The sequence below is a fragment of the Alkalimonas sp. genome (assembly GCF_020831925.1).
In the GTDB taxonomy this organism is placed as follows: domain Bacteria; phylum Pseudomonadota; class Gammaproteobacteria; order Enterobacterales; family Alteromonadaceae; genus Alkalimonas.
The window spans coordinates 18,292-30,657 of the sequence record NZ_JAFIFQ010000017.1; the positions used below are offsets into that span (position 1 = coordinate 18,292).

At 51.9% G+C, this 12,366-nt stretch carries 13 protein-coding genes; 7 read left to right on the forward strand and 6 right to left on the reverse strand.

Translation table 11 applies throughout. From position 1 onward, the window contains the following. Nucleotides 1-181: 181 nt before the first annotated feature. From JJU14_RS07225 to JJU14_RS07235, 3 genes are all read left to right on the forward strand, one after another. On the forward strand, nt 182-1,159 hold the full coding sequence (locus tag JJU14_RS07225; RefSeq protein WP_228612058.1) for a PRC-barrel domain-containing protein: 978 nt from the start codon (nt 182-184) through the stop codon (nt 1,157-1,159). Between the two features lie 217 nt (nt 1,160-1,376). Next, on the forward strand, nt 1,377-1,544 hold the full coding sequence (locus tag JJU14_RS07230) for a hypothetical protein (protein WP_228612060.1): 168 nt from the start codon (nt 1,377-1,379) through the stop codon (nt 1,542-1,544). After that, complete coding sequence (locus tag JJU14_RS07235; protein WP_228612062.1) at nt 1,537-1,764, forward strand: DUF3185 family protein; 228 nt, start codon at nt 1,537-1,539, stop codon at nt 1,762-1,764. Before JJU14_RS07230 ends, JJU14_RS07235 begins: the two co-directional genes overlap by 8 nt. A 38-nt stretch (nt 1,765-1,802) precedes the next feature. Here JJU14_RS07235 and JJU14_RS07240 read toward each other — a convergent pair whose 3' ends face one another. Further along, nucleotides 1,803-3,113, reverse strand: coding sequence for a DASH family cryptochrome (locus JJU14_RS07240; protein ID WP_228612064.1), 1,311 nt, complete (start codon nt 3,111-3,113; stop codon nt 1,803-1,805). A 128-nt stretch (nt 3,114-3,241) separates the two neighbouring features. Here JJU14_RS07240 and JJU14_RS07245 point away from each other — a divergent pair, with 128 nt between their 5' ends. Continuing rightward, nucleotides 3,242-4,453, forward strand: a complete 1,212-nt coding sequence (locus tag JJU14_RS07245; protein WP_228612066.1) for a hypothetical protein — start codon at nt 3,242-3,244, stop codon at nt 4,451-4,453. Between the two features lie 96 nt (nt 4,454-4,549). Next, complete coding sequence (gene corA, locus JJU14_RS07250; RefSeq protein WP_228612068.1) at nt 4,550-5,611, forward strand: magnesium/cobalt transporter CorA; 1,062 nt, start codon at nt 4,550-4,552, stop codon at nt 5,609-5,611. Between the two features lies 1 nt (nt 5,612). Here corA and mnmE read toward each other — a convergent pair whose 3' ends face one another. The 5 genes from mnmE to rpmH form a co-directional block, all read right to left on the reverse strand. After that, the gene (gene mnmE, locus JJU14_RS07255) at nt 5,613-6,977 is read right to left on the reverse strand and encodes a tRNA uridine-5-carboxymethylaminomethyl(34) synthesis GTPase MnmE (RefSeq protein WP_228612070.1); all 1,365 of its coding nucleotides are present in this window, start codon (nt 6,975-6,977) and stop codon (nt 5,613-5,615) included. A gap of 65 nt (nt 6,978-7,042) precedes the next feature. Then, the gene (gene yidC / locus JJU14_RS07260) at nt 7,043-8,698 is read right to left on the reverse strand and encodes a membrane protein insertase YidC (protein ID WP_228612072.1); all 1,656 of its coding nucleotides are present in this window, start codon (nt 8,696-8,698) and stop codon (nt 7,043-7,045) included. A gap of 3 nt (nt 8,699-8,701) precedes the next feature. Beyond that, nucleotides 8,702-8,953: a membrane protein insertion efficiency factor YidD gene (gene yidD, locus JJU14_RS07265; RefSeq protein ID WP_228612074.1), complete on the reverse strand. Its 252-nt coding sequence runs from the start codon at nt 8,951-8,953 to the stop codon at nt 8,702-8,704. Continuing rightward, on the reverse strand, nt 8,920-9,276 hold the full coding sequence (rnpA, locus tag JJU14_RS07270; RefSeq protein WP_091342708.1) for a ribonuclease P protein component: 357 nt from the start codon (nt 9,274-9,276) through the stop codon (nt 8,920-8,922). Before rnpA ends, yidD begins: the two co-directional genes overlap by 34 nt. An 18-nt stretch (nt 9,277-9,294) precedes the next feature. Next, the gene (gene rpmH / locus JJU14_RS07275) at nt 9,295-9,432 is read right to left on the reverse strand and encodes a 50S ribosomal protein L34 (RefSeq protein WP_091342706.1); all 138 of its coding nucleotides are present in this window, start codon (nt 9,430-9,432) and stop codon (nt 9,295-9,297) included. 445 nt (nt 9,433-9,877) lie between these two features. Between rpmH and dnaA the strand changes: the two genes are divergently transcribed. Together dnaA and dnaN are read left to right on the forward strand one after the other, a co-directional pair. After that, complete coding sequence (dnaA, locus tag JJU14_RS07280) at nt 9,878-11,248, forward strand: chromosomal replication initiator protein DnaA (protein WP_228612076.1); 1,371 nt, start codon at nt 9,878-9,880, stop codon at nt 11,246-11,248. 12 nt (nt 11,249-11,260) lie between these two features. Beyond that, nucleotides 11,261-12,364, forward strand: coding sequence for a DNA polymerase III subunit beta (gene dnaN / locus JJU14_RS07285; protein WP_228612078.1), 1,104 nt, complete (start codon nt 11,261-11,263; stop codon nt 12,362-12,364). The last annotated feature ends 2 nt before the right edge of the window (nt 12,365-12,366 follow it).

The following is a 12,366-nucleotide window of genomic DNA, read 5'->3' on the forward strand; positions in this document are numbered from 1 at the left end:
AAGTGCTGCAACGCACCGATCGGTTGGCTTTGTAGGTGTAGCTTTAAACCTCATCCTGAATTCCATACCTCATGGCGATTCAGACCCTGCCCGGTAATAAAACCGGGCAAGAAAAGCTGTGATGAAGCGGTTATCTCAGGCATCTCGTCTGACTAACACAGCCGATTCAAAGGAGATTCACATGAAAAAGTTACATTCGCTTGTTTTTTATGCCTTGGTCACGCCAGCACTTACTTTAGGCGCAGCCTCAGTGCTGGCTCAGTCCTCAGCTGAGCAAGACAGTCGTGCTTTACAACAAAGTACCCAGCTTAACCAGCAAAGCAGTAATAAGACGGGCAACTACGACAAAAGCAGTTCTGCTGAGCGCAAGACTGAGCTCGGTCAACGCAAACCGCATGATCAGGCTCGCATGCAAAATCGGGGGCATATCGACGCTGTGCCAGCCAAGGGAGCGCACGCCAGCAATCTGATTGGTGCCAATGTCCGCACCAATGACAACGAAGATATAGGCTCCGTAGACGATCTGATCCTTGATGAACAAGGCCAGATTGTTGCTATCATCGTCAGCGTTGGCGGCTTCCTTGGTATGGGCCAAAAAGACGTAGCCATCGGTTGGGATAATATTACCCGCTCAGGCACTGCGGATAAGCTGGAGTTGCGGGTTGATGTAACACGCGATGATCTCCGTTCTGCACCGAAGTTTGTCAAACGCGAGCAATCCAGCGCAGCCAGCAACACCCAGCGAGAGCAAAGTGCCCAGCAGCGTGCAGCGCAAAACATGCAACAAGGTGCCCAGCCGTCTGATATGCAGACAAGAACGGACCAACGCAGCGCTCGTGACCAGTCTCGCCAGCAAAACCGCGGCCACATCGACTCAACGCCAATCAGGGGCAGTCACGCCAACAACCTGATTGGTGCCAATGTTCGCACCAATGACAACGAAGATATTGGCTCTGTAGGTGATTTGATCCTGAATGAGCAGGGCCAGATTGTCGCTATTATCGTCAGCGTTGGTGGCTTCCTTGGTATGGGCCAAAAAGACGTTGCCATCGGTTGGGACAATGTTACCCGTTCAGGCACTGGGGATAAGCAGGAACTGCTGGTTGATGTGACACGCGAGGATCTGAACTCAGCACCGAAGTTTGCCAGTCGTGATTAGAGGTTGGTACGCTTATTAAAGCGTGAGGGAGTAAGCGGCAGAGGCGAAAGTCTCTGCCGTTCTTATTTATATCAGGCGCTGAAAAAAATACGCGCTATAGGTTCGTCAGCGTACAGACCAGAGATTGTGCTTCAGTTAGCCTGAAAGCTCATTCTGCATTCAAAACCACGATGGCAAGAGGCAGATTTAAACGACACTAACCGCTGGAGCAAGATATATGAGCGCAAATCAGAATAAACACAGTTGGAGCAAAAATACCAATAAAGGAAAAGAACAGCAGGTTGCAGACAAGGAGACAGATAACAAGGATACCGCTAAAAAAGGGAAAACTAAGAAGCATGGTTACAAGGAAGGAACCGTATTAGGAGAAATTAACGATGACTGAACTGATGAATAGCAGGGTGTTGGCCATCGTTCTGGTGGTGGTTGGGTTGATTTTGTTGTTCTTCGCCTATCAATCATCGCAAAGCCTAGGCGATCAGGTCAAAGAAGCGGTTACCGGTCGCTTTACCGATTCCACCATCTGGTTTCTAATCTTTGGCGCGGCAGCCGCTGTAGCTGGTATTGCTATGTTGGTACTTGGTAAAACGGCCAGCCGCAATTAACTGGGTGTCCTTGTTCCCGCAACCAGGCAGTACGCCTTTTAGCCTGAGCAAGGCCAGTCAGCGGCATCGACACTGTCCAGCGCCAGTGCATTGGCCTCGCCCTGCCACTGGCGGATATAGCTGCCATCGGGATCATAGAGTTGCTGTTGTTTAACCAGGTTAAACTGGCGATGGCCTCGGGGATCGGCACCAACGCCGGCCAGATACTGCCAATTGCCCCAGTTGATGGCCACATCGTAGTCAATCAGCTGTTGTTCAAACCAGGCGGCGCCGTAGCGCCAGTCCAGTTGTAACTCGTGGACAAAACAGCTCGCAACCAGTTGACGACCCCGATTGGATAGGTAACCGGTTTGTTTCAGCTGGCGCATGCAGGCATTGATCAGTGGGAAAGGCGTATTGCCCTCGCACCAGGCGCGAAAACGTTGTGGATAAAAGCTGGTTAGCGGGGCTCGTTGTTTGATGCCCTGGCGAAGAAACAAAGCTTTGCCATAGCGATGGCTGTACCAATGAAAATACTCACGCCACAAGAGTTCAAAGTAGATCCAGTAACTGGAGTCATTCCGACCATGACGTGCTTCAAACGCCTGTAGTGCCGTCACTACCTGCCGGGCTGATAAACAACCGGCTGCCAGCCAGGGTGAGAACTTGGTGGAATTATCAAACCCATCCAGCGCATTGCGCACTTCTTTATAAAAACCGGGCAGGTCGCTGGCAAAGTAACGCTGCAGGTGCTGCTGGGCACTGTATTCTCCACCGGAGAACACTGAGCTCAGCCAGGCCGGGTAACCGGGGAGCTGATCATTGTTTATGCCTTTGGGGGCAGGAGGAAGTCGTTGCGGGGCAGCGATGGCTGTGCTCAGCGGTAAATCCTCCACTTGCTTGCGAAACTGACTAAAGCTGGCTGGGAGCTCTGTCAGGGCAAAGGGCAATTGCTGTTCGCTAAAGAGGGTGTTGCTGTCCAGGCTTTGAAAGCTCAGATAAGGAAAGCGCTGTTGTAACTGCCGCCACTGACGGGCCTCGTAATAACCAGGCTGGCGGCTTTGGTAGATGGCATCAACCTTGTACTGGCTGATCAGTTGGCTGATGGCTTCGACCGGTGACTGAAAGCGCAGCACCAATTGTTGCTGACGATGTTGCAGCTGGTGACTAAGCTCTTGCAGGCTATCCACCAGAAAGCGCCAACGCTGCATGCCCATGCGTTTGCTGTGATAACGGCCCGGGCTGAACCAGCCAGGCTCGGCGCAGTACAGCAGGATCAGCTGATCACACTCAGCACAGGCTTGCGTCAGTGCCGGTTGATCGCTGAGCCGTACATCCTGTTGAAACCAAAATAACCCCAGCCGATGCATGCGTGCCTCCTGTATCTTAGAGTATTGATTACGTTCAATGGATGGTATCAGACCAGTCTGCCATCGCTTGCAACCTGATTGCTATGCTACTCTGTAACGGATTTGAACTTTGCAAAAAGGATGCATGCATGCGACGTCCATTGGCCGCTTTAACGACCCTGTTTGTTAGCAGTTCCGTGCTGGCGTATGGCTGGGGTGGGCCAGAGCCCTTTCGGCTGGAACGGTTGGAAGGTCGTAACTTTGTGCTGACCGAAGAGAGTTTTTTGCATCGTGCCAGCTTTCAGCCGTTGCCGGTGGTCAGGATGCAGCATAGCTGGGCCAAGGATGGCTGGTATGGTACTGCCGGCAGTACCCGTAGCCGCGAGTTTTTTGTGCAGTCACATCTGCAAAAACGGGTTCAATTCGATGTGCCTATGTTTGTCGGCGTGCGTTTTCGCCGTGATGAAGACTTGGATGGTCGCTTTGATCGTACCTTGTTTGGCAGTGGTTATGTCAATGCCGATGGCAGCCTGGAGCTTGGTGTTTGGGGCGATGTTCGTGGCGGTAAGGATGAAATAGATCTGCAGTTGGAAGCTTACTGGCGGCCCCGCCCTGAGCGCTGGCTGCGGGCAACCCTGGTGTCGCCGGATGCGATGTACAACAGCAAAACCTACGACAGCAGCTTTTATCAGCAGAAGCCCTTAACCTTGCACCTGGCGGCTGGCACTTCCTTGCCCGCTGGCCAGCAGCTGTATGGCTTTACCAATCTGAACCGGCAGATGGAGTACCATCAGCCGGATTTGGCGCAGCAGTGGACCGATAAGCAGTACTCAGCAGGCCTTGGCTGGCTGTACCCTGTTACGGCCAGCTGGCAGCTGGGTCTGCAGACGCAGGGGCTTTATGGCTTACGGCAACAGTTTCAGGGCGATATACTGGCGTTTGCACTGCGCCGGCAATTTACCGACACCAGTCTGGAGCTGCAATCACGACGCGCTCAGCCGGTAGAGTATTGGGGTGGTATTCGCTATCAGACGTTGCGCGAGCGCGATCAAACCCAGCTGGCGGAGCAGGCCGTGTTAGAACACAGAAATGAATGGACGTTGTACGCTGGTATGGCCTGGAACTGGCGGCCGTGGATCCGTTTCAAGCCAGCCTTGATGCTCAGTTATGCCGATCTTCAGGGCCTAAGGCCGGATGATGAGGAACCACTCGATTTCAGTGGCGTGCTGGCCAAGCTTGTGCCTGTGGTTGAATTGCATCTGCATCAGCAAAGTGGCGCGGTGATCCGGATAAACCCGACCATCGAGTTGCATAACCTGTCCTTTGGCGGCGGCAATGTGCAGGTGCATATCCCGTTTTAGCACTGGTGTACTGATGCCCGGTTATCCAAACCTGGCTTGCTGGACAAGCTGAGCTTTGCCCAGATCGAAGTTTTTATTGTGGAAAAGGATAGATGAATGGCTGGCAGACTGGTTCGTAAAAAAGGCAAAAAAGCAGGTTCGGCACCCGGCACCTTGGTTTATACCGGCCATCCATCAAGCCAAGCCTCTATCTGGCAATTGCTTCAGTACGACAGCAGTCGGATGCTGGACGATACTCTCACTGATCTGGGGCAACTCCCAGCGCAGCCTACCGGTATGGTCCGTTGGTTGAATATCTGTGGTCTTACGGGCGTTGCGCCAGTAGAGCAGCTGGGTAAACAGTTCAACCTGCATCCGCTGGTGCTGGAAGATATGCTGAATACCGACCACAGGCCTAAGGTTGAGGCGCATCCTGATTATTTGTTTATTGTATTTAAAATGCTGCATTTTCACCCGGAAAGCCGAGAAATCCGAGCGGAGCAGATCAGTCTGGTCCTGTTAGAAAACACCGTGATCAGTTTGCAGGAGATGCCGGGGAATGTATTTGAAGGTGTCTTGCAGCGGCTGCAGGCAGGTCGGCGCTTGCGGGGCTTTGGCGCCGATTACCTGGCTTACGCCCTGCTGGATGCAGTGGTCGATCATTACTTTACCTTGCTGGAGCAGTGTGGCGATCATATTGAACAGCTGGAAAATGAGCTGATGGACTCCCCGACCGTTGCTGTGCTTAGCAAAATACATCACTTTAAGCGCGAAATGCTGATGCTGCGCAAAGCCGTTTGGCCCCTACGCGAGTTACTCAGCAGTCTGCTGCGCGATGAATACGCACTGATTAAACCGGAAACCCGTATTTTTCTACGCGATGTCTACGACCACTGTGTGCATATCATCGATACCATGGAAACCTTGCGTGATGTGCTGGGTGGCTTACTGGATCTGTATCTTACCAGTGTCAGCAATCGCACCAATGAGGTGATGAAAGTCCTCACCATGATGGCCAGTATCTTTATTCCGCTGACCTTTATTGCCGGTATTTACGGCATGAACTTTGAGATTATGCCTGAGCTCGGCTGGCAATATGGCTACGGCCTGATCTTAGGCCTGATGGCCGCCATCGCCGGCGGCCTGCTCTGGTATTTCCGCAAGAAGGGTTGGTGGTAGGTCACTTACCGATACAGAAACTGGAAAAAATCCGCCCCAATAAATCATCGGAGCTGAATTCGCCGGTGATTTCATTCAGGTGTTGCTGGGTTAAGCGAAGCTCTTCGGCCAGGATCTCACCGGCAATAAAACTGTGCAGTTGCTCCTGGCCGGTTGTCAGGTGTTCATGGGCACGTTCCAGCGCATCCAGGTGACGGCGGCGGGCCAGGAAGCTGCCTTCATTGGTGCCCTCAAAGCCCATGCATTGCTTTAAATGCTCCCGCAGTGCCTCGATGCCAGCGCCGGTTTTGGCTGATAACCGAAAGACCGGTACGCTTTGCTGGAGCTCGGCCTGCATTGGTTCGCCAGTTAAGTCGGCTTTATTGCGTATCACCGTGATGCCAAGCTTAGCTGGTAGCCGGTCGATAAAATCCGGCCAGATGCTATGCGGATCGGTCGCATCTGTGGTGGTGCCATCCACCATAAAGAGCACCCGATCGGCTTGCTCTATTTCCTGCCAGGCGCGTTCAATACCGATTTGTTCCACCTGATCACTGGCTTCACGCAGCCCGGCGGTATCGATGATATGCAGTGGCATGCCATCGATATGAATGTGCTCGCGCAGTACATCCCGGGTGGTACCGGCAATATCCGTCACTATGGCCGCTTCACGACCCGCCAGGGCATTCAGTAAACTGGATTTACCGGCATTGGGCCGCCCGGCGATGACCACCCGCATACCTTCGCGCAAAATACTGCCCTGATTGGCCTGGCGACGAATGCTGGCCAAATCGTCGATGATGCTGGCCAAATCCGCGGCCACTTTGCCATCGGATAAAAAGTCGATTTCTTCATCCGGGAAGTCGATGGCGGCTTCCACATAGATGCGCAGGTGAATGACTTTTTCTACCAGCGCATGAATGCGGGCGGAAAACTCCCCCTGCAAGGAGTGCATGGCAGAGCGGGCTGCCTGCTCCGAGCTGGCATCAATCAGATCGGCGATGGCTTCGGCCTGAGCCAGATCCAATTTGTCGTTCAAAAAAGCGCGTTCGCTGAATTCTCCTGGCCGGGCTATGCGCACCTGGGGCAGGGTGATGACCCGGCGCAGCAGCATATCCAGTAGAACGGGGCCTCCATGGCCTTGCAGCTCGAGCACATCTTCGCCGGTAAAGGAGTTGGGCCCGGGGAAATACAGCGCAATGCCCTGATCCAATGCCTTGCCATCCGCATCCAGAAACGGCAGATAGTTTGCCGTGCGGGCTTTGGGGATTTTACCCAGCACCGCTTGGGCAACCAGGCTGGCAGCCGGGCCGGAAATACGGATAATGCCGACGCCGGCGCGTCCGGTGGCAGTAGCAATGGCGGCAATGGTTTCGGTGCTGTACATAAAATCCTCGTTCGGGGTTATAAAAAAAGCCTGTGAATCACAGGCTTTTTTCTGCATTGCTTGGCTTACGCCTTACGGCTATGCAGGCCTTTTTTCTCCATGCCCCGGTAAATATAGAGCATTTGGGCCAGTGAGATCAGGTTACTGACCAGCCAGTACAGCACCAGGCCGCTTGGGAACCAAATAAAGAACACCGAGAAAGCGACCGGCATCCACATCATCAGCTTGCGCTGCATTGGATCGGTGACAGTCATTGGCGTCAGTTTCTGCATCATGAACATGCTGGCACCAAACAACACAGGTAAGATAAACCATGGATCCGGCGCCGACAGATCCTGCAGCCATAGCATAAAGGGCGCATGACGCAGTTCCACACTTTCGACAAAGACCCAATACAGCGCCAGGAAGATTGGCATTTGCAGCAGCAAGGGTAAGCAGCCGCCCATAGGGTTGACTTTCTCTTTGCGGTACAGCTCCATCATGGCCGGGCCAAGTTTCTGGCGGTCATCTTTGTAGCGGGCTTGCAGGTCCTCAATTTTAGGCTTGAGGTTGCGCATCTTCGCCATCGATTCGTACTGAATTTTGGTCAGTGGGTACATCACCCCTTTGACGATGATGGTGATCAGAATAATGGCCAGACCCCAGTTCACTACAAAGCCCTGGATCAAGGTCAGTAACCAGAACAGTGGCTGGGAGATAAACCACAGGAAACCATAATCGACGGTTAAATCCAGGCCATTAGCCAGCTCGGCCAGGTTGTCCTGGATTTTCGGACCGGCGTAGAAGGTAGTCGTGATAAGTGTTTGCTCACCAGGTTGCAGTTGCAACATGGGGCCGGAGGTACCTATCAACCCTTGGCCCTGATGGTAACGGCTATAAATCAAATTATCGACATGCTGCTCCGGAACCCAGGCGGCCACAAAGTAATGCTCCAGCATGGCAGCCCAACCGCCCTGAGTCGGGATCGACAGGTTGCTCTTTTGCATGTCTTTGAAGTTGTACTTTTTATAGCGATCCGAGGCAGTGCCGTAAGCGGCACCCCGGTAAATCGGCATAAAAAAGCTACTGTCCTTACCGCCATCAATGGTTTGACGCAAATGCTGGTAGTTTTGTACCACCCGTACTTCATCGCTGGCATTGCTCAGGTGGTATTCGACGCTGACATCGTACTGGCCCGGGCGAAAAATAAAGCGCTTTTCAATCTGCAGTCCCTGATACTCGTAATGCAGAGGGACCACCAACTCCTGTTGGCCGGATGCAAGCGTGAAGTTAAGTTGATCGGTGTGATACACCGGGCGATTACCCCTGCGGGCATCAGGTCCATGCTGGCCAATCAGGCCCGACTCGGCAATGTAGTTGAAGCCGGTCTGGCGACGCATCATCACATAAGGAGTCTGGCTGTCTTTGGTCAGCTCGTATTGTGAAAGCTTCAGGCCGACAATGTCACCACCGCGTGTACTGATTTCTACCTGCAGCACATCGGTTTCAACCCGCACAATTTGCTCATGCTGGCTGCTGGCTGGGCCTACAGCTGGTGTGCTGGCCACCGGTTGGGTGCCAAACTCATCGGCGGAGAGTTGCAGCTCGCCGGAACTGTCCAGCTGCTCAGCCTGAGGCTGGCTGACGACAGGCTCTTGTCCATAGTCTTGGTGCCATTGTTTCCACAGCAGAAAACTGACGAAAGCGAGCGCGATGATTAAAATACTACGTTGCGAGTCCATAGGTTAGCTTTTCTCATTGTGCTTTTCAGGAACGGGATCGTGACCCCCAGGATGTAAGGGGTGACATTTTAATAGACGTTTCGCTGCTAACCAAGTCCCTTTGAGCACCCCAAAGCGGGTGATGGCCTCAATGGCATAGTGGGAGCAGCTGGGATGAAACCGGCAACTGGGACCGAACAGCGGACTGATCAGTTTTTGATAGCCGTGCAACAAGGCCAAAGCTAGACGCTGTAATGGCGACAGATTTTGTTCCATAACCGCTCCAGTTGCTTGCTGAGTTCTTGGTTCTCAGTGTCTGAGATCGGGCCTTTTACCATCACCACCAAATCAATGGCGGGCAGGCGATGCTGTTGCAAACGGAAGTTTTCCCGGATGCAGCGTTTGATGCGATTGCGATCCACGGCTAATTTAGCACGTTTTTTGGCAATAATCAGACCTAACCTTGGATGATCGAGGTTATTGTTGCTGCAAAGGATGGTAAAGAGAGGAGAGCCAGCCCGAAATGGCTGTTGAAAGACGGCATTAAATTCGCCAGGAGTTAGCAGACGTAACTCCCTGCCGAATTTAAAGTTTTGCACGTAGCACTTAGCTGTCGGTTAGACAGCTAAACGCTTACGGCCTTTGGCACGACGACGCGCCAGGACCTGACGGCCATTTTTAGTCGCCATACGAGCACGGAAACCGTGCACACGCTTACGCTTTAATACGCTAGGTTGAAAAGTTCTTTTGCTCATATTCTTGTCCGTCCGCTTAAGATAATACTAAGAATTAGCTCTGTTTTAGTATTACCTCAGTGAAACACCAAAACACAGTTGATAAAAATGAGCGCGAATTTTACGTAGTCCTGACTTGAAAGTCAATGCGATCCTAAGGAATATCTGTCAAGATCCTGGCCGATCCACTGTTTTCCACAGGCGCGTCGTTCGCTTTGAATAAAGTGTGTGCAATTTTGTTTGCCTATCCATGGTGACGGGCACTGGCAGCAGCTCTGACCATATGGATAAAAAGCCATTGCCTGGAAATTAATATTGTATATATTCAATGGCTTGCCATTAACTGTCTAAGCGAGGAGCTTTTTATAAAAAGTCAATATTGAAGTTGTGGATAACTAGGCTCATAATGCTCGCTTACCTATTTTAAGATGCGCTACAGCCATAAGAAACGATTCAGGGAGCTAGGGTGTACCAGTCCGTATGGAAAAATTGCCTGCAAACGTTGCAGCAGGAATTGCCAGCACAACATTTCAGCATGTGGATCCGACCGCTGCAAGCCGCAAGCTCTGATGAAGCTTTGACACTCTATGCGCCTAATCGCTTTGTGCTTGACTGGGTTCGTGAGAAATACCTAAATAGAATCAATGAGTTGATTCATGATTACTGCGGGGATAATGCACCTAGGCTGCGATTTGATGTTGGCAGCCGGCCACAACCTCAGGAAGGTCATCAGAATGAGCAGCCGCATGCGGCACCGGCAAGTGCACCTGCCAGTAGCCGCCCTGCCATGCCAGAGCCAGCGCCTAAATCAATCGTTAAATCCAATGTCAAGGCCAGCTATACCTTTGAAAACTTTGTTGAAGGTAAATCAAACCAGTTGGCCAGGGCTGCTGCAAGTCAGGTGGCGGATAATCCAGGTACGGCCTACAACCCGCTGTTCATTTATGGTGGTACCGGTTTAGGTAAGACTCACTTATTGCATGCCGTCGGTAATGGCATCCTGGCGCAAAAGGAAAATGCCAAAGTCATCTATATGCATTCCGAGCGCTTTGTCCAAGATATGGTCAAAGCGCTGCAGAACAACGCCATTGAAGAGTTTAAACGCTATTATCGATCTGTGGACGCATTGCTAATCGATGATATCCAGTTCTTTGCCAACAAAGAGCGTTCACAGGAAGAGTTTTTCCATACTTTTAATGCGCTGCTGGAAGGCAATCAGCAAATTATTCTGACCAGCGATCGCTACCCGAAAGAAATTGACGGCGTGGAAGATCGGCTGAAAAGCCGCTTTGGCTGGGGCCTGACCATTGCCATTGAACCGCCAGAGCTGGAAACCCGGGTGGCGATCCTGATGCGTAAAGCGCAAGAGAATCAGATCCGTTTGCCGGAAGAAGTCGCGTTCTTTATTGCTAAACGGCTGCGCTCGAATGTGCGTGAGCTCGAAGGTGCACTTAACCGTGTGATTGCCAATGCCAATTTCACCGGTCGTCCGATCACCATCGACTTTGTCCGTGAAGCGCTGCGCGACTTGCTGGCCCTGCAGGACAAGCTGGTTACTATTGAAAATATCCAGAAGACCGTCGCCGAATACTACAAAATCCGTGTCGCCGATTTGCTATCGAAACGTCGCAGTCGCTCAGTTGCCCGGCCACGGCAGATGGCAATGGCATTGGCAAAAGAGTTGACCAATCATAGCTTGCCGGAAATTGGTGATGCTTTTGGCGGTCGCGATCACACCACGGTATTGCATGCCTGTCGTAAGATTGAGTCATTAAAAGAAGAAACGCACGAAATCAAAGAAGATTTTCAGAATTTACTGCGCACCTTATCGTCATAATAGGGACCCGTTATGCACCTTAGCATCGACAAAGAAACACTGTTAAAGCCACTGCAAATGGTTTCTGGCGCCATCGAACGCCGTCATACCTTGCCGATCCTTTCCAATGTGCTGCTGGATGTGCAACAGGATCAGTTGTCGTTAACCGGAACTGATCTGGAAATTGAAATGGTGGCCAGTGTATCGGTCAGTCAGGTGCATCAGCAAGGGCGCATTACTGTGCCTGCGCGTAAATTGCTGGATATCTGTCGTAGCTTACCGGATGGCTGTCAAATTGAGCTGACACTGGTTGGCGAGCATTTTGTGATAAGTTCCGGCAAAGCAAAGTTCACCCTGACTACCTTGCCAGCCTTGGACTATCCGAATCTTGAAAGTTGGCAGGGAGAGGTCAATCTGCAGTTGTCACGTGCTGAGTTAAAGCGTTTGCTGGAAGAGACCGCTTTTTCCATGGCAAATCAGGATGTGCGCTATTACTTAAATGGCCTGTTGTTTGAGGTGGATCAGCAACTGGTGCGGACCGTCGCCACCGATGGGCATCGACTGGCCATGAGCCAGTTGCAACTCAGTGAACCCGTCAATGCCCAGCAACAGCTGATTATTCCCCGCAAAGGCGTGTTGGAAATGCTGCGCTTATTGCCAGATGATGATGGCAGCCTGACGCTGAGCCTGGGCTCAAATCATATCCGTCTGGTCCATGCTGCTTTTAGTTTCAGCAGCAAGTTGATTGATGGGCGTTTTCCCGATTACCGCCGGGTGATCCCACGTAACAGCACCAAGCAGGTAACGGCTCATCGACCCGTGTTAAAAGATGCCTGTACTAGGGCTTCGATTTTGTCCAATGAAAAATACCGTGGTGTGCGCTTTAATCTGGCACCCAGTGAGCTACAGATCACCGCCAATAACCCAGAGCATGAGCAAGCGGAAGAAGTGATTGAGGTCGAGTATCAAGGCGATGCACTTGAGATTGGTTTTAATGTTAGCTATGTGCTGGATGTTCTGAACAGCTTAAATACCGATTTGGTGATGCTGCATTTGAGTGATAGCAATTCCAGTGTGTTGATTGAAGGGGTTGGCAACGCCCAGGCGTCCTACGTTGTAATGCCGATGCGTCTGTAGAA

What these genes read in the sequence shown, in the direction of transcription:
- JJU14_RS07225 (WP_228612058.1), top strand. Translation starts at nt 182, where the DNA reads ATGAAAAAGTTACATTCGCTTGTTTTTTATGCCTTGGTCACGCCAGCA.
- JJU14_RS07230 (WP_228612060.1), top strand. Translation starts at nt 1,377, where the DNA reads ATGAGCGCAAATCAGAATAAACACAGTTGGAGCAAAAATACCAATAAA.
- JJU14_RS07235 (WP_228612062.1), top strand. Translation starts at nt 1,537, where the DNA reads ATGACTGAACTGATGAATAGCAGGGTGTTGGCCATCGTTCTGGTGGTG.
- JJU14_RS07240 (WP_228612064.1), bottom strand. Translation starts at nt 3,113, where the DNA reads ATGCATCGGCTGGGGTTATTTTGGTTTCAACAGGATGTACGGCTCAGC.
- JJU14_RS07245 (WP_228612066.1), top strand. Translation starts at nt 3,242, where the DNA reads ATGCGACGTCCATTGGCCGCTTTAACGACCCTGTTTGTTAGCAGTTCC.
- corA (WP_228612068.1), top strand. Translation starts at nt 4,550, where the DNA reads ATGGCTGGCAGACTGGTTCGTAAAAAAGGCAAAAAAGCAGGTTCGGCA.
- mnmE (WP_228612070.1), bottom strand. Translation starts at nt 6,977, where the DNA reads ATGTACAGCACCGAAACCATTGCCGCCATTGCTACTGCCACCGGACGC.
- yidC (WP_228612072.1), bottom strand. Translation starts at nt 8,698, where the DNA reads ATGGACTCGCAACGTAGTATTTTAATCATCGCGCTCGCTTTCGTCAGT.
- yidD (WP_228612074.1), bottom strand. Translation starts at nt 8,953, where the DNA reads ATGGAACAAAATCTGTCGCCATTACAGCGTCTAGCTTTGGCCTTGTTG.
- rpmH (WP_091342706.1), bottom strand. Translation starts at nt 9,432, where the DNA reads ATGAGCAAAAGAACTTTTCAACCTAGCGTATTAAAGCGTAAGCGTGTG.
- dnaN (WP_228612078.1), top strand. Translation starts at nt 11,261, where the DNA reads ATGCACCTTAGCATCGACAAAGAAACACTGTTAAAGCCACTGCAAATG.